13 protein-coding genes are annotated in these 17370 nt (G+C 54.6%); 3 read left to right on the forward strand and 10 right to left on the reverse strand.

Annotated elements, in window-relative coordinates; all coding sequences use genetic code 11:
* Nucleotides 1-3: 3 nt before the first annotated feature.
* The 4 genes from melA to ACR0BK_RS12625 all read right to left on the reverse strand — a co-directional run bounded on the left by melA (nt 4) and on the right by ACR0BK_RS12625 (nt 4468).
* Nucleotides 4-1344, reverse strand: coding sequence for an alpha-galactosidase (gene melA / locus ACR0BK_RS12610; RefSeq protein ID WP_480554891.1), 1341 nt, complete (start codon nt 1342-1344; stop codon nt 4-6).
* Nucleotides 1341-2189 carry a carbohydrate ABC transporter permease gene (locus ACR0BK_RS12615; RefSeq protein ID WP_480477108.1) on the reverse strand — a complete coding sequence of 283 codons (849 nt, stop codon included), beginning with the start codon at nt 2187-2189 and terminating at the stop codon, nt 1341-1343. The genes melA and ACR0BK_RS12615 overlap by 4 nt, the downstream gene beginning before the upstream one ends.
* A gap of 1 nt (nt 2190) precedes the next feature.
* A complete protein-coding gene (locus tag ACR0BK_RS12620) occupies nt 2191-3117 on the reverse strand; it encodes a carbohydrate ABC transporter permease (protein ID WP_480477110.1) in 927 nt (308 codons plus the stop codon).
* A 91-nt stretch (nt 3118-3208) separates the two neighbouring features.
* Complete coding sequence (locus ACR0BK_RS12625; protein ID WP_480554892.1) at nt 3209-4468, reverse strand: ABC transporter substrate-binding protein; 1260 nt, start codon at nt 4466-4468, stop codon at nt 3209-3211.
* Nucleotides 4469-4608: 140 nt separating this feature from the next.
* Between ACR0BK_RS12625 and ACR0BK_RS12630 the strand changes: the two genes are divergently transcribed.
* From ACR0BK_RS12630 to ACR0BK_RS12640, 3 genes are all read left to right on the forward strand, one after another.
* Nucleotides 4609-5415 (forward strand): IclR family transcriptional regulator, encoded by an 807-nt coding sequence (locus ACR0BK_RS12630; RefSeq protein ID WP_480554894.1) that lies wholly within the window; start codon nt 4609-4611, stop codon nt 5413-5415.
* Complete coding sequence (locus tag ACR0BK_RS12635; RefSeq protein WP_480519838.1) at nt 5412-6470, forward strand: ABC transporter ATP-binding protein; 1059 nt, start codon at nt 5412-5414, stop codon at nt 6468-6470. Before ACR0BK_RS12630 ends, ACR0BK_RS12635 begins: the two co-directional genes overlap by 4 nt.
* A 243-nt stretch (nt 6471-6713) precedes the next feature.
* On the forward strand, nt 6714-8927 hold the full coding sequence (locus ACR0BK_RS12640) for an NADP-dependent isocitrate dehydrogenase (RefSeq protein ID WP_480554896.1): 2214 nt from the start codon (nt 6714-6716) through the stop codon (nt 8925-8927).
* A 390-nt stretch (nt 8928-9317) separates the two neighbouring features.
* Here ACR0BK_RS12640 and ACR0BK_RS12645 read toward each other — a convergent pair whose 3' ends face one another.
* The 6 genes from ACR0BK_RS12645 to ACR0BK_RS12670 form a co-directional block, all read right to left on the reverse strand.
* Nucleotides 9318-10382: a glycosyltransferase family 2 protein gene (locus ACR0BK_RS12645; protein WP_480554897.1), complete on the reverse strand. Its 1065-nt coding sequence runs from the start codon at nt 10380-10382 to the stop codon at nt 9318-9320.
* Nucleotides 10383-10543: 161 nt separating this feature from the next.
* Nucleotides 10544-11650 carry a peptidoglycan-binding protein LysM gene (locus tag ACR0BK_RS12650; protein WP_480494212.1) on the reverse strand — a complete coding sequence of 369 codons (1107 nt, stop codon included), beginning with the start codon at nt 11648-11650 and terminating at the stop codon, nt 10544-10546.
* Nucleotides 11651-11693: 43 nt separating this feature from the next.
* Nucleotides 11694-12956: a type 2 periplasmic-binding domain-containing protein gene (locus tag ACR0BK_RS12655; protein ID WP_480477122.1), complete on the reverse strand. Its 1263-nt coding sequence runs from the start codon at nt 12954-12956 to the stop codon at nt 11694-11696.
* 21 nt (nt 12957-12977) lie between these two features.
* On the reverse strand, nt 12978-13760 hold the full coding sequence (locus tag ACR0BK_RS12660; protein ID WP_480554899.1) for a PP2C family protein-serine/threonine phosphatase: 783 nt from the start codon (nt 13758-13760) through the stop codon (nt 12978-12980).
* Nucleotides 13761-13763: 3 nt separating this feature from the next.
* Nucleotides 13764-14780: an FHA domain-containing protein gene (locus ACR0BK_RS12665; RefSeq protein WP_480554900.1), complete on the reverse strand. Its 1017-nt coding sequence runs from the start codon at nt 14778-14780 to the stop codon at nt 13764-13766.
* 201 nt (nt 14781-14981) lie between these two features.
* Nucleotides 14982-17153: a serine/threonine-protein kinase gene (locus ACR0BK_RS12670; RefSeq protein ID WP_480554901.1), complete on the reverse strand. Its 2172-nt coding sequence runs from the start codon at nt 17151-17153 to the stop codon at nt 14982-14984.
* Nucleotides 17154-17370 lie beyond the last annotated feature (217 nt).

Consider the following 17370-nt stretch of genomic DNA (forward strand, 5'->3'; position numbering starts at 1 on the left):
AATTCAAGCAGCGCGAGATGGGCGGCACCAATCTGGCAGCCAGTCGGCATGGGCAGACAGAAGGTCGTTCACCAGATTTCGAATTTGGCGCAGGTCCAGCTCGGCGGCGGTGTGCGGGTCCATCATGGCTGCATGAAAGATATGCTCGGGGTTCTGGTCGACCAATGCCCTGACTGTGAGTTCCTGAACGTTGATCTGGCTACGCATCAGGGCGATCAGCTGCGGTGGGATGTCTGCGATGACAGAAGGTTGAATGCCATTTGCATCAACCAGACACGGTGTTTCGACAGCAGCCCCCATCGGCAGCTGAGGTATCTGGCCGGTGTTTGGCAGATTGCCATATGCCACGTAGGGGGTGTCAGAGATGATTGCGTTCATTATGTCTGCCGCAAACTCATGGCTGCGAGTGACGGCAATGTCGCGCCCGTCGGTCAGGGTTTTGGCCTGCTCTTTCCAGTTGCTCATCTGTTCCACACAGCGGGTCGGGTATTCATCGAGTGGGATTGAGAACTTCTCGATCAGGTCCGCCCGCCCGTCTTTGATGAACCATGGCACGTATTCTGCCAAATGCTCAGAACTTTCGGTGCAGAAATAGCCAAGGTGGTCCATCACTTCGTAGCGCACCTTGTTGGGGCAACGCGGCATCAGCAGCGGGGCCTTGGGCATTCTGCCGCTGACATAACCTTGCCGAAGGGCGGGGTAAAGATCATGGCCCTGATGCTCAAGCCGCAGGAAGAAGGCGACGTGATTGACGCCCGCGACCTTGTAGCGAATGTCGTCTTTTGACAGGTCCAAATCATGTGCCAGTTCCGCCACCGTGTTCTGAACCGAGTGGCACAGGCCGACCTGCTTCAATGATGGATATTTCTCGGCCAGTGCCCAGGTGTTGATGGCCATCGGATTGACGTATTGTAGCAATGTCGCATCAGGGCATAGCTGCATCATGTCATGCGCCACGTCCCACAAGACCGGCACAGTGCGTAACCCCCGCATGATGCCGCCGACGCCCAGCGTATCCGCGATGGTCTGGCGCAGCCCGTATTGCTTGGGGATTTCAAAATCTGTGACGGTACAGGGCTGGTACCCGCCAATCTGAAAGGCGGTAATAACGAAATCGGCACCATCGAGTGCGGCGCGTCGGTCTGTATGTGTGGATATTGTCGCGTTTGACCGGACCGAACGGATCATGGCGCGGGCTACAGCTTCGCTTTCTGTCAGGCGTACGGGGTCGATATCCATCAGCGCAAAGTGACTGTCCGCCAAAGCGGGGGTCAGCAGAGCATCCCCCACAATGTTCTTCATGAAAATTGTCGAACCTGCTCCGATGAAAGTTATCTTTGTCATTTTACAGCTCCGAGGGTCAGGCCCGCGATAAAGTGCTTTTGCATCAGGAAGAACATGGCAACCGGCGGCAGCGCTGCTACGATCGAGCCCGCGCTCATCAGTTGGTAGGCGGCGCGGAACTGGGCGTTGAAACTGGTTATGCCTGCTGTGACAGGCTGGCTTTCCGCGCCCTGAGTCAGGACGACCGCCCAGAAATAGTCGTTCCAGATGAAAGTGAAGATCAGCACGCTGAGTGCGGCAATTGCGGGTTTCATCAACGGCAAGACCACATACCAGAAGATGCGCCATTCGCTGATACCCTCGACCCGCGCGGCCTCGATTAATTCAAAGGGCAGGGCCCGGATAAAGTTGCGCATGAACAATGTGCAAAAGCCGGTCTGGAAGGCGATGTGGAACAAGACGAGGCCGGTTTTTGTGTTGTAGAGGCCCATATCAAGTGTCAGGTCGCGCACAGGCACCATCAGGATCTGGAATGGCACGAAGTTGCCGGCAACGAACATGAAGAAGATCCACAGGTTCGATTTGAATTTGTAGATGCCCAAAGCAAAGCCGGTCATGGAACTGAGGGCAACGGCACCGATCACCGTAGGAATGGTGATCATGAAAGAGTTCAGCAAGTATCGCGGCATGTCAGAGTTGAAGAATACCAGCCCGTAGTTGACCGCGCCCTCGAAACTGGATGGCAGGCCCCAATAGTTGGCGTTGGTGAAATCCGCCGCTGGTTTGACCGAAAACAGAGCCACCGCGAGTAGGGGGCCCAGCCACAGCAACAAGGCAAGTGGCAGCATCGCCTGATAGGTGATCTGCGCGGCGCGAGATTGTTTTTCGATGGGTTTGGGAAACATCTCAGTGCCCCCGTTCTTCGCGATACATCGACCAGAGGAAATAGGCGATGAAGCCGAGCATGATCAGGAACAGCACCACAGCGATAGCCGCGCCATACCCCATGCGGAAACCGTACTCAGATAGTGCGACCTCGAACATGTAATAGGCCAGCACTCGGGAAGATCCGAATGGCCCGCCCTGTGTCATGATCGAAATCAGGTCGAAACTGCGCAGCGCCCCGATGATTGTCACGACGAATGCAATGAAAGTGGCCGGGCGCAACTGTGGCAGAATGATGTGCCACAGCATTCTCAAGCCTTTGGCACCGTCCAGGCGTCCGGCTTCGATCTGTTCGGGGTCGACGGCATTCAGACCGGTGAGGTAGAGGATCATGCAATAGGCGGTTTGTGGCCAAAGGCCTGCGACGATGATGCCGTAGGTGACCAAACGCTCGTCGCCCAGCACGTTCAATGGACCCATTCCGAAAAAGCCGAGAAACTCATTCAGAAGACCAAATGTCGGGTCATAAAACCACGTGAATACAAGGCCAACAACAACCTGAGAGATGACAAATGGAAAGAAAAACAGCGATTTGTAAAGGCGGATACCCCAGACCGTCTGGTTCAGAAACAAAGCAATGAAAAGGCCCGCCGGAATGGCCAGAAGATACAGGATCAGCCAGATCAGGTTGTTCTTGAGCGAGATATAGAATGCGTCCCGGTCAACCCATTCCCAATACAAATCTTCATAATTGCGCATGCCGACATATTCGGCGGCACCCAACCCATCCCACTCGTACAGTGAAAGGTTGAAGGACTGGAAGACCGGAATGATCACATAGACCATGAAGAACAGCAGGCCCGGAGCAAGGAATAGCCACGGGGCGATGCGTTGTTGGTTTCTGTGGAACCAGTTCTCCTGATCAGGGGCGTCGGCGGCAGTGGTCATGGGTGTCCTGGGTTTGTTTGGGTAAGGCGGGTTGAAACCACCTTACATTCTGTGGCGAGGTAGGCCGGGCTCGAGCCCGGCCCAAGCCTGATTAGTTGTCGTAGATACGCTCTCGCGCGCGTTCCAGCTTGGCCAGAATACGGTCAGCATTGTCTGGTTTAACCATGAATTCCTGGAAACCTTCCATTGACACTTTGGCCATTTCAGCCGGTGCGTCGCGGTCCCAGAACTGAGCCACTCCGCCGGGGCTGTTGGTCGAGAGCATCGAAAAGCCCTGCTGCAGGAATTTGTCATCGTCTACTGAGGATTGCGCGTTCACCGGCAACTGACCGAGGTTCGATCCGTTGTTGATCTCGGTCTGTTCATCCGACGAGACAACAAAGCGCAGGAACTCTCGTGCGGCTTCTTTGTTCGATGCATTCGCCGGGATGTGGAACGTATCGGTCGGCGCGTCTTCAGCCAATTCGACATCAGGGTTGATTGAAACGAATTGGTAGAAATCCAGCTGATCATCGGTAAGCCCTGCTTCACGCAAAGGCGCGACTGCAAAATTTCCCATCAGATACGCAGCGGCTTCTCCGTTAACCATGAACGGCAAAGCCTCCTGCCAGCTATAGGTCTGATGGTTGTCAATGAAAGCCCCCATGTCGATCAACTGCTTCCAGTTTGCAAAGGTCTGCTTGACCCGGTCATCTTCCCAGCTGATTTCGCCGTTGGCCAGTTGATTGTGGAAGTCGAACCCGTTGGTGCGCATGTTCAGGTAGTCAAACCAACCGCCAGCGGTCCACAGGAACTTGGTCCCGATGGTATAGCAAGCACGGCCTGAATCGACGATCTTCTGGCAATTTGCCAGCTCTTCTTCCCAGGTAGTCGGTTCGCTGAGGCCCAATTCGTCAAAGATATCTTTACGATAGTAAACGCCCCACTGGTAGTAAGTGTAGGGGACGCCCCATTGTTTGCCATCGATGGTCATCGCGCCTTTGGTTGATGCCAGGTTTTCAGCAATTTCAGGTTCCGCCCAAAGATCCGAGACGTCTTCGAACAGACCGGCCTCGACATATGGTTTCATACGGTTGGCGGCGTACCAAGTGGCCACGTCAGGTGTGTCAGCCGTCAGAAAGTTGCGGATCTGGGTCTTATACGCTTCGCGGTCGATAACCGTGGTTTCGATCTCTAGGCCGGGGTGCTGCGCTGCAAACCGCTCGATCATCGCTTCCATCGTTGCGCGCGGGGCCGGGTTTGACGTGTCCAGGAATATCCGAAGCTCTCCAGTTAGGTCAGCAGCCACCGGTGCCGCCATAGCAACGCCAAGTGCCAGCGCAGCGGTTGTGCGCTTGAAAGTGGAATACATGGTTTCCTCCCTGTTGTTTCCACAAAAGTTCCAAATAATGAAACTATGTTTTATATATTGAAAACTACACATCGACTCGGTTAGTCTTGTCAAGACCCTCGTGCGAACTGCGATGGGCAAGCGGAGGAGAACGGACGCCCGTGTCAGGTGACGGAACTATTGGCAAAGCATGTGACGTGCTGGATCAGGTCGCCGCATTTCAGCGCCCTGTGCGATTTTCGGAGTTGCTGGACGGCAGCGATTTTCCGAAAGCAACATTGTATCGGTTTTTGCAATCATTAACCAATCAAGGAATGCTATGTTACGACCCCGAGCGCCAAACCTACGCGCCGGGTATGCGTTTGGTACGGCTTGCGCATGCAGCTTGGACCCAAAGCTCACTGGCCCCTATCGCACGTCCGTTCCTCGATATTCTAAGCCAGGAAACTGGAGAGACTGTGCATTTGGCGCAGCTAGATGCTGGTCAGGTTCTATACGTAGACAAACGCAACGCAGCGCAACCGATTGAGATGTATTCTCAGGCGGGTAAGGTGGGCCCGGCCTACTGCACGGGTGTCGGCAAGGCGATGCTTGCCTTTCTGAATGAAAGTGACCTTAACCGGGCAATTTCGCAGCAGAGTTTTCATCGCTTTACCGACAAGACCCTGACGTCCGACAATGACCTGCGCACGGATCTTGATCGAGTTCGCAGCAAGGGTTTTGCCGTTGATGACGAAGAACATGAACCCGGAATTATTTGCGTCGCCTGCCCTGTTCTTACAACAAACGGCCGTGTCCTGGGCGCAATCTCAGTAACTGGCTCGACTCAACGAATGGATTTTGAACAACTCGAGGCATGGGTGCCTCGTGTGCGGCGGGTGGCTGAACAAATCAGCACCGAGGCACAGGCATGGCGTTTCCCTGAAACGCGACCAGACCTCGGCAATGACAGGATGCAAGCGACATGACAGGTGTAACCCTGAACCAAGCAATAAAGCGGTACGGCCAGACGCAAGTTATTCACGGCATCGACTTGCAGATCGAAGATGGTGAGTTCTGTGTTTTCGTTGGCCCTTCGGGATGTGGCAAATCCACATTGCTACGGATGATCGCAGGTTTGGAAGAAACGTCGGAAGGCAAGATCCACATAGGAGCGCGGGACGTAACCCATATGGACCCGGCCAAACGCGGTGTGGCGATGGTCTTCCAGACTTATGCGCTTTATCCGCATATGACCGTGGCGGAAAATATGGGCTTTGGGCTGCGCATGAACGGTGTCCCAAAGGCCGAGATCACCAGAAAAGTGCAGGAAGCCTCGAACATTCTGAAACTTGACCAGTACCTCAAACGCAAACCCAAGGCCCTTTCGGGTGGTCAGCGGCAGCGGGTTGCGATTGGCCGTGCCATCGTTCGGGGCCCCGACGTTTTCCTGTTTGACGAACCCTTGTCCAATCTGGACGCCGAGTTGCGCGTGGAAATGCGTGTTGAGATTGCGCGCCTTCATCAGGAAATCGGTGCGACTATGATTTACGTAACCCATGATCAGGTCGAAGCCATGACAATGGCCGACAAGATCGTCGTGCTGCGGGATGGTCGTATCGAACAGGTCGGGGCTCCGATGGATTTGTACCGCGATCCCGACAACCGGTTTGTCGCAGGTTTCATCGGTTCGCCAGCAATGAACTTTCTGGAATGTGACTATGGGGATGGCCATGTCTCCCATCCCGCGCTAGGCAAGCCGTTGCCCGTTTCCGCAACTATCCCCTCGGGTCGGACCAAAGTGACATTGGGCATGCGGCCCGAACATATTCAGATTGACCGTTCGGCCGATACTTGCACCGTGGACCTGACCGAAGCTTTGGGCGGCGTGTCCTATTCCTATTTACGGACACCAAATGGTGATAAGCTGATCGTTGAGGAACGGGACGATCAGCGAAGCAGAACCGGGGACCGGATCGGCATCGCCCTACAGCCAGAGCGTGTGATGTTTTTTGATCCAGAGACCGGGCAACGGTTTCGTTAATCACGACCTTCCAGCCCAAGGGCAGTTCTCCCAGTCCCAAGAGTTTCACGACACATAATCTGACCCGTGGCAAAACGCGCGGGCAGATGCGATTGATTCCAAGTCGAACGTGATTTAAGGGAAGCCCTGTCAAAACAGAGTCACCCAGGGGCTGTACCGTGGTTTCGCCCCTCTCACGCCACGCAATTGTGGTTGCAACTCTTGGATCGCACGCCCCGAAAGGCTTAAAAAAGGTAAAAGAATATGGCAGATAAATCGAACTTCGACATATTGTATACCATTGTAGACGAAGCGCCAGAACTGGCCAGCGCCTCGTTCCTGCCCATCATCCGCAAGTTCGCATCTGCTGCGGGCGTTCGCGTTGGCACCAAAGATATTTCCCTTGCGGGACGCATTCTGGCAGCATTCCCCGAGAACCTTACTGACGATCAGCGGGTAAGCGACGATCTGGCTGATTTGGGCGAGCTGGTGAAGACACCTGATGCCAATGTCATCAAGCTGCCGAATATCTCTGCCTCGGTTCCACAGTTGGTTGCGGCCATCGAAGAACTGCAATCGCAGGGTTACGACATTCCGACTTACCCGGCAGAGCCTGCAACGGATGAGGAAAAGACGATCCGCGCTCGTTATGACGCGATCAAAGGTTCCGCTGTTAACCCGGTTCTGCGCGAAGGGAACAGTGACCGCCGTGCGGCGCGTGCCGTAAAAAACTATGCCCAGAACAACCCGCATTCGATGGGCGAATGGGCGTCGGACAGCAAGACCAAAGTGTCGTCCATGCCGGCCAATGATTTCTATGCAAACGAGATTTCGGCCACCATCACCGCAGCACAAGCAGGCGATGCGACAATCGAATTTGAAGGCAAGGATGGTGACGTCACCGTTCTGAAAGACGGCTGGTCGCTGGAAGAAGGGACCATCGCCGACGCGACTTTCATGTCGGTCAAGGCACTGTCTACGTTCCTTGCAGATGCCATTGAGGACACCAAGAAAGACGGGACCATGTTCTCGCTGCATATGAAAGCCACGATGATGAAGGTTTCAGACCCGATCATCTTTGGCTATGCGGTCAAAGCGTGGCTGGCCCCCGTGTTTGAAAAATTCAGCGCGGAACTGGATGCGTTGGGTGTGAACCCAAATTCAGGCCTGGGTGCATTGCTGGAGCGCGTACAGGGTCACGCCGACATCATGACGGCCATCGACGCGATCAAGGCGGACCGCCCGTCCATGTATATGGTGGATTCGGACCGCGGAATCACGAACCTGCATGTCCCATCGGATGTAATCATTGATGCCTCAATGCCTGCAGTGATCCGCGCCGGGGGTAAGGGCTGGGATGAGACGGGTGCCAAAGGTGACACCAACTGTGTGATCCCTGATCGCTGCTACGCGACCGTCTATGATGAGGCCATTAAGTTCTTCAAAGCCAATGGCGCGTTGAACCCGTCCACTGCCGGAGCCGTGGCGAACGTGGGCCTGATGGCTCAGAAAGCCGAGGAATACGGTTCGCACCCGACAACTTTCGAGGCACCGGCGGATGGTACAATCCGCATCGTTCTGGCCAATGGTGAAACGTTGCACAGCCACGGTGTTGCGGCCGGCGATATCTGGCGCGCCTGCACCGTCAAAAAGGCGCCAATTGAGAACTGGATTCAGTTGGCCATGGACCGTCAGCGTCTGACCGGTTCCGAGGCGATTTTCTGGTTGGACGCAAACCGGGCCCATGACGCAGAGCTTATCAAATATGTCAAACCGGCGCTTGAGGCTGCTGGCGTGGCCGACAAGTTCCTGATCATGGCCCCACGCGAAGCGACCCGTCAGTCGTTGGAGACGATCACAGCAGGTAATGACTCGATTGCCATCACCGGCAACGTGCTGCGGGATTATCTGACTGACCTGTTTCCAATCCTGGAACTGGGTACCTCGGCCAAGATGCTCTCCATCGTCAAACTGATGAACGGTGGCGGTTTGTTCGAAACTGGAGCTGGTGGTTCGGCGCCCAAACACGTGCAGCAGTTGGTCGAGGAAAACCATCTGCGCTGGGATTCGATGGGTGAGTTCTGTGCGTTGGGTGAATCTCTGAACTTCCTTGCCGATAGCAAAGGCAACGAAAAAGCGGGCATTCTGGGTGCAGCGGCCGAAGCGGCGACGCAGGGTATTCTGGACAACAACCGCTCACCCAGCCGCAAAGTTGGTCAGCCGGACAATCGCGACAGCCACTATTGGTTTGCACGCTACTGGGCTGAGGCTTTGGCCGCCCAGTCCGAAGATACGGAACTGGCTGCCGAGTTTGCATCGCTGGCCAAGGATCTGGCCGTCAACGAAGGGCAAATCCTGTCGGAGTTGGCCGCAGCGCAAGGTCAAGCTGCGGATTTGGGCGGTTACTATCACACCGATCCGGCCAAAACGGCAGCGGTTATGCGGCCCAGCACAACGTTGAACGCAATCATCGGCTAATCGCTAACGGCAAAACAGGTGATCCTTTGCCTGTTCAAAACACGGAAAGGGACCGGCACAGTTGTGCGGTCCCTTTTTTGTATCGTCGACACTGTCACGGAAAGTGGGCTGAGAAAAGTATTATGCATTTACAATGCTTTATAATGAATTTGTTTGTACTTACGGGATTCCCCTAATAGCACGGCAGCTCTGACTGTTTTAAACCTTGGATAACACAGAATTTCACTGGTGATGCCTCAGGGCCTTATCACTCACTCAGAGAATGACCAGCATTTGGGGTGCTGGTCATTTCATTTTGGTTCTCAGAATTTGCTGGGCAGCCAAGCAGTTCAACCATGGTTGAACACCAACACTATATCGAGTGCTCACAAAAATACTGGAGACTGGGTCTTAGCCAACGCGCCGGGGTTCTGGGTTGGCAATCGGCGTCTGTGTTCTTTTCGTTCCGTACGCTGCAACACCTTTGTGTCGCAGATAAGACAGGCGACGCGCCTCACGCCGGGCAAGTGCCAGAGATTCCAGGATCAGCGCGCACACGATTGACAGCATGGTTCCTACAAAACCGGATACCGCGACAACCAAGGACGGAATTCGGTCAACCAAGCCAGTTTCCAAAAACTCGCGGAAAACCGATACGAACACGAACAGCGAAGGTAAGAATATCAACAATGCCAAAGACAGGAAGAACGCGATTGGCTTTTCGTCTTTGATCAAAAGGCCGATCATTTTGAGAATTCGCCACCCATCTGAATATGTGGCCAGTTTGGAGTTCGAATCCGGAAGCCGTGAGACATATTTTGTCTCTACTTCTCCAATCGGCATACGCATCTGCATCGCGTGCACTGTAAGTTCAGTTTCAATTTCGAAACCGTTGGAAACCGCTGGAAAGCTTTTGACAAAGCGTCTGCTGAAAACACGATAACCGGACAGCAGGTCGTTGATTTTGCTGTTAAAGAAGAATTTCACCAGTCCGCTGAACAAGGCGTTTCCAAACTTATGACCCCTACGATAGGCTTGAATGTCCTCGTTAACACGCGCGCCATTAACCATATCAAGGTTTTGCGAGACCAGCAGATTAATCATGTCAGGTGCTGCCATACTGTCGTAGGTCGCATCCCCGTCTGCCATAACGTAGACATCCGCATCTACGTCAGCAAACATCCTACGGACAACGTTGCCTTTACCCTGATATGTTTCAGAATAGACCAGCGCGCCAGCGTCTTGCGCCATTCTGGCTGAGCCGTCCGTGGAATTGTTGTCGAATACGTAGATTACCGCCTCCGGCAGGGCGGCGCGGAACTGCTTGACAGTTTCACCAATGGCAATCGCCTCATTGTAACACGGTAAGATAACAGCAACCTCCAGCCCCGGCCATGACGCCCGTGTCAGAGATCCGTTTCTTAATTTCAAGGCAGCCTGTATCATACGTAACTCAAGCTCGCTCGGGTGTGTCATTTGAAGGAAAATTGCACTTCATTCCCAAGATGCTGCGCGCATGAGGCATTTCTGAAGCAGATAAATGGCCGAATTTTGGCATCCGATTGAAACGCCCTGATAATTCAAAAAAAATGGGCCGGTTCAAGTACCGGCCCCAAAGTTTCAGCTGAACCGAGGGATCAGTTCGAAGCTGCGTTCAACTTTGCGTTTTGCTCACGCAGGGTATCCGAGATGATCGCGTACCATTCACCGGATTGACGCATTTCGATCAGACCCTTGTTCATCATCGCGATGTATTCGCGCGCGAACGGGTTGGTGCGATGCGCAAGGAAGCTCATCGACGACAGTGTAGACACATAGGGGTTCTCAACGATATCAGCCGAAGTCAAACCCATGTCTTTCATTGTCGATGCGAACAGATCAACTTCGAATGCCGCAACATCTGCTGTTCCGGTTAATACAGCGTCAAGGCAATCACGGGCCGAGCTCGGCTGAACCACAGTCGTGTTCTCGCGGTTCAGTCCCTGTTCTTCCAGAACAACCATGCTCCAGCCTGCCATGCGGCAAATAGTCGAACCTTCTAGGTCCTTGAAGCTGGTCGCGCTTGCGTATTCGCTTTCCGGCAGTGTGAAGAAGCCACCGACGATATCGTAAACCGGGACGGAAGCTACGAATTGAGTGCAGCGAGCTTCGGTTTCCGGGGACCATTCGTATGTACGATTGGTACAATCCGGAACGGTCCATGCAATTGAAATATCGAAGGCACCAAGCGGCAACAGTGTATCCAGATGCGAACTCCAGTCGTCGACAAAGCTGACTGAATACTCACGGCTGTTTCCGGCCCGCTGAAGGCTGGTCGTTGCCAGGCGGGTCATGATGCCCCCGCCGTTCAGAGATTCGGTTGTGAACGGTTCCCATCCGTTACCCGCCACCATCTTGATCGGCGGCGCATAGACATTCGAGCGTTTGACGCTGGCTGCGCGCTTTTCTTCAGCAGCGATGATTTCCTGCGCGCTTTGGCCGTTCGGCAGGCTGCCGTCTTCACAGGGTAGGGCCAGCACCAGCCCAGGATTAAGAGACCCTGGGTTTGTGATAGCGTTCCTGTTCGCGTTGAAGATCGGCTGGTAGTTCGAGGTGCCATAGGCGGCGATGGCGATGGTTGCCAACGTGTCGCCGTCTTGCACTGTATAGTTTGTACACGCTTCCTGTGCAGCGGCAGCACCCGCGCTCAGAGCTGTGATGGCGGTTGCCGACAGCACTAGTTTCTTAATCTTCTCGTTAAACATTTCCACTTCCTCCAGACTTTTGTTTGTCAGGCCAAACATGGCCTTATCCATTTTCCATTTGATGGCGCAGGGCGGTCGAAACGATGTCGCGCCATTCGCCAGACTGCTGCATGATTGCCAGACCCTGATTCAGCGTCTCCAAGATCGCTTCCCCATCAGGATTATCTTTATGGGTCATGACATTAAGCGACTTGATCGCCGCCAGGTTGGGGTTTTCGATAATCCGGTGTTTATAGCCAAGCCGCGCGATGGCTTCCTCGGCCAGATGCGCCTCGATTGCCACGATATCGGCGGTTCCGTTCATCACAGCGTGAAAGCAGTCGTCGGGCGACGTGGGCCGCAGCAACTTGATGACGGGTTCGTAAAGGCTCACCGCGTCCATATGAGACAGCGACCAGCCTTCCGGGCGGCAGATCGTTGTTCCGGCAAAGTCTGCATATGTCAACGTTTGTTCGTACCCCGATCCGTCGCGAGCAAAGAATGTATCCACGACCTCGTAGAACGGGTTCGAGAAATTGTAGGTCTCACACCGGTTGCGGTCGCTTTCGGACAGCGCTTCTGCATCTTCGCAATTTGGGCGCGACCAGGGGAAAGTGCCATCAAAAGCAAGTGTTGGCATCAACAGATCCAGATGCGACGACCAATCGTTCACGAACTGAATTTTATACGCTTGTTCTGGCGCGGCCCGCAGCATCGCTGTCTCAACCAGTTGCGTATAAAGCCCCCGGTTGGGCAGCGCTTCGTCTGTAAACGGAGCGTAATTGCCGCCGGTGATCAACAGCAACTGACGATCACGAATTTCAGGGCGCGTTTCAGCGTTAGCATTTCTGATCAGTGCGGCGGCTTCCGAGCGGGCTGCCTCAATCTCTTCTTTTGCTGCGGCACGTGCAGCCACGACCGCATCTTCACTCGCCTTCTTTGCCTCAGCTTCTGCCGCTGCAACGCGCGCTTCCGCTTCGGCCACGGCTTTTTCCGCGCGTTCTTCGGCAGCTTTTACCAGTTCCGAGGCCATTTCCGCTGCCAGGCGTCCGGCTTCCGTGTCGGGCAGCTCAGGTGCGCGCCCGACATCTTCCAGACATGGCAGATTTAAAACGTCACCAATACGAATGATATTGGGGTTTGTGCCGATAACATCCCGGTTCGCATCGTAGATTGGCCGAAAATCTTCGGTCGCGTAAACTCGGATTGCCAATTCCCGCAGGCTGTCGCCGCGCTGAATCTCGTAGCTTGAACATGCCTCTTGCGCTGACGCCGCGCCGGTGGCGGCGGCAAGGGCAAGGCTTGATATGATAAGGTGTTTTCTCATGGGTCCTGTTGCTTTGCCTGGTTATTTTCTGGTAAGTTTCGCGACTGCGATCGACAGATTGTCTTGATCGGGATCGTCCTTGGCCTGGACAGCCAGTTGCAAGGCTTCGGCGATTTCCTGTGCCAGATCTTGCTGGTGTTCACGCAGAATTTCCTGAATCTCAGCGTCGCTGAGATACTGAAGCCCGTCACTGCCAAGGATCAGAATATCAGCGGGTGACACGATCAGCGGGTCTTCTGGGCAATCCACTTTTGGAATGGCACCCCCCATGATCACCGACGTCAGTTGGTTTCTGTCCAATCCCCGTGCTTCAGCTTCCGAAAGCTCACCCGCGACCAGTTTTGCGTCGATCACGGGGGCCATCGAGTGGTCTTCGTTCACCTGTGTCAACCTGCCTTCGCGGAACAGGTAAAGGGGGCTGTCTCCGATCGATATCCTGAACACACGCTGACCCAGAAAGAGGACACCCAACAAGGTGGAGCCCATGTTGAAACCCTGGCCCTGTGCCTCGTTATGGTCGGATATCGCTGCATTGGCTTGCATGGCTGCCAACGGCAGCGCGTCAATTGCGGCTCCTTCGTTTAAGGTATCGGCTTCTAGCTCGCTATCCAGCGCGTTCCGCCAGGCGGTAATCACCATTTCTGAAGCCACTTCGCCCGCCTCGTGGCCACCCATACCGTCAGCGATCGCAATATAGCCCGCGTCCGATGCATCGAACATGCGCGCAGCAATCGCGTCTTCCTGCGTTTCCCGCTGACCCTGGTTCAGGATCAGTGCAACATCATATGCCGGAGTCGCCAGCATCTATCAGGAATCCCGCCAATCAAAACCTTCATCGCAGAAGGCCATAAATCGGATTGAGGTTTCACTGATGCGGATCAGATCACCGCTGGAGAGCGCGATTGTGCTTAGAACGGGTTTACCATTCAGGCGAACAAGGTTGGCTTTTCCGCCATGCCCCAGATAGCATTTTCGATCTTCGGGGTCATAAGCAATAACGGCGTGGTTCGAACGTGAAATACCCGTGTCGCCGAAATCCAGTTGGATCGCCTGGTCATCGTTTCGACCGATTTGCATCAAGCCTTCGGTCAGGGTGATGCTGGCGCCCCGTCCGGGACCTGCCGTCACCACCAGCCAACCAACCGGGAATGTTTCCTGAGCGGCTTCGGTTTTTGAGACGGGTTCTGATGTTTCAATCAATTCCTGAACATGCGTGTCCGCACGCTCAAACCCAAGGAACGTTGTTTTGACCCGCGAGCGACGGTCTTCGGCCGGGGCGGCAGGCGTGGGTTGAGTCTGTACGGCAACCTCTTCTTCCAAAGCCGGTTCTTGCACGGATGGGGCTGCAACCTCAGCTTCCACCGCTTCCGGCGCGCTCATTTCCACTACATCCAGAGGCAGCGTATCTTCATCCGGTGTTTCGGCAGGTTCGTCGGCTACATGCAAAGTGATGATATGATCGTCCGAGATTTCGTCATCGTCGGGGTCGGCCATCAAGTTCTTGGTATCTTGGTCGTCCTCGTCAATTGCATCTTCAACGAAGATGGACACTTCAACCGGTTCTTCCGCGTTTTCAGCCGCAACTTCGTCGAATTCCGGCATCTTCTCTTCAGGGATAAGCTCGTCTGTTTCTTCGTAAGAGTCAGACGTCATGTTTCCACCGGCCAGTGCGGCGCGCAGCGCGTTGAAGTCCGCGATAGGCTCCTGCTTTACCGTTTCAGGCACAGCGCTGTCTGCTGCATGAGCATTTTCAGCTACATCATCTTCTTTGGATTTGCCGGCACCTTCGAGAAGCCGGCTCAGAGGGCTTTTGTATTTGAACATGGTGTCGACACCTTCGAATTGTTGGCACGGACCTTTTGTGCCATGGGGCTGCTACCTAACCCTGCGTGGAACAACGCAGAGACACTCAATTGAAAACATGGAAACTGGTACTCTCTGCGGCGGGCCGGTTCCCGCCGGGCGGCAAACTGAACGCCGCCCTCAGTAAACACACACTGGCAGATCAAAAATGAACCGGTCAGATCACTCCTGCGCTAGCTGCATGGTCGCAGCTACTTCAGCACCGTTGCGCAACACGGTCAGCTTTGCCTCTGGCTGACTGTCGGAAACCAGCGCAGCCAGCATGCCATCAATGCTTTCGGACTCATCCAATGTCATGCCGGTCTGGCTTTCGCTCAACAGAACATCGCCTTTTCGCAGGCTACCCGTCGCCTCGGCCGGAACCGAGCTCACTTTTGTTTGCCACCCTTCACTTCCCGAGTTGCTGACTGTGAACGAGTAACCGTTCTCCAATCCTACCGAGCGCAGCACAGGCAATGCCAGCAGGCCATTCTGCGCGCGGGTCTTTCCAAGCGGCCGGTAGCGGGCTGCAACCCGTGTAAAGCCATCTGGGTCGACGCTCAGCTTGTCCAGGACTTGCGCTGCGAAAGAGATGTCCTGACGAACCGGGTTGCCGTTCAGAGTAAAGATCACAACTCCGGTTTCCACCCATTCGCCGATAACGCTCATGTCCTGATTGGCGTCCACACCGGTAACCGCAATAGTTGCACCTGTTGCGGTGCGGCGGCGGGACGTCTGGAAGGGGATTTCAACATCCCAATGGTGAAAAGATACCTGTTGTTCGGCTGGAGTGCCGGAAGCAACGTCAGCATCTGGTTCGGCAACAGCCACCGCAATCTCTTGTTCTGCAGGCTGCTCCTGAACACCGGCCGTCTCGGTAGATTCGGACGCTATTTCTGTGGCGGTTGGTTCCGCAGGTTCAACTTGCGCCTGCTCGACAGGCTCTTCTGGTTCAGGTTGTTGCTCTGAAGCGACCGCGACTTCGGGTTCAGGTGTTTCCGCCACGGGTTCTTCCACCGCGGGCGGTTCTGCTTCGGCAGTTTGTGTGGTTGCTTCAGGTAGCGTCGCCGTAACCTCAGCTTGTTCTTCACCTTTGTCGCCGGACATCACGAAGAAACCGCCTGCAGCCAACGCTGCCACAAGCACTGCTGCACCAGCGATCATCTTGCCGCTGCCACCGGATCCGCTCTGAACCACGGTATCAACTGCGACCGGTGTTTCCGCTTTTGCAGAAATCTTTGCCATCTCGGGTTCATTCTTTTTTTCGTTTTCGCGAACAATGTCCGAGTTCCCGGCGAGCAGAGCCGTCACAACCGCTTCGGCATTTTCGCTTTCGGCCTTGATCCGCGCCTTTTCTTCTTCCTTGTCCATGCGATCCATGCCGACAATCACAGAAACCGGGCGATAGGCGAATGTATCGAACATCACGCCAGGTCCGCGGAACATGCGCAGCCAATCCAAGGCTGTCTGCAAACGGTCCGTTGCGTGCACTTCCATTGCCTTGTCGATTGCTTCGAGGAATCCATCGGGGTATCCGTCAAAGCGGCCCGCCAAGGGTGCATAAGGGTCGTCCTGCCCGTTGTTGAACGCATTCAGGCGGCTTTGACCGTCGACCGGGCGTTCGCCACTGATCGCATGGTAAAGGGTTGCAGCCAAAACATAGAGGTCACTGCTGGGCCCTTGTTCAGCACCACGGACGTAAAACTCATGCGGCGAATACCCGTCTTTTATGACGCGTAGGGTCAACAATGCGGCCGACTTGTTTGCGGCTTGCTCACGCGCGGCACCGAAATCGATCAGAACCGGGTTTCCGTTCTCGTCAATCAGGATGTTGTCGGGAGAAATGTCACGGTGCAGCATCCCGCTTTGGTGGATGAACGACACCGCGGACAGCATCTTTTCCGTTACCTGTACTATAAAGTCAGGGCCGCCGACGTTTTCCGGATTTTCAACATAGTCCAGCAGGTCGCAACCGCGGATCAGATCCATCGCGATATAGGCGGTATCGTTGTCTTCGAACACTTGATGCACGTCGACAATATTCGGGTGCACCAGACGTGCATGATTGCGGGCTTCCTGAATAAACAGGTCGATAATGGCGCGCAGATCGTCTTTGTAAGACGGGTCGTTCGGCTCAACCTGGTCCCCGTTGCGACGGCACAATGCACCGGGGAAGCATTCCTTGATCACGACATCGCGCTCAAGGCTGTCGCGCGCAAGATAGGTGATCCCAAATCCGCCATTGCTGAGATACCGGATAATCTCGTACTGACCGCGCAACAGCTTTGCGCCCGGTTGCAGTCCTTCAATCTTTGGTTCGTCGTGCGTTGCACCGACAGCCTGGTTGTGGCTCATTTCAATCCGCCCGTTCTACTCATTTTGCGGCTTTATTTAACAGGGCCGGCAGCCCACGAACTCACAACCAAAAAACAACCGCAGGACACTTAAGAACGGTTAGACGTTTCAAATTTGACTTTAATGGGGCCGCCTGATGGCTTCACTAAGGATCGTTTTTTTGAATATGGCATATATAGTATGTCTACTACATGCAAATACTACATATTGGCTAAAG

It is taken from the genome of Ruegeria sp. AF1 (genome assembly GCF_056542125.1).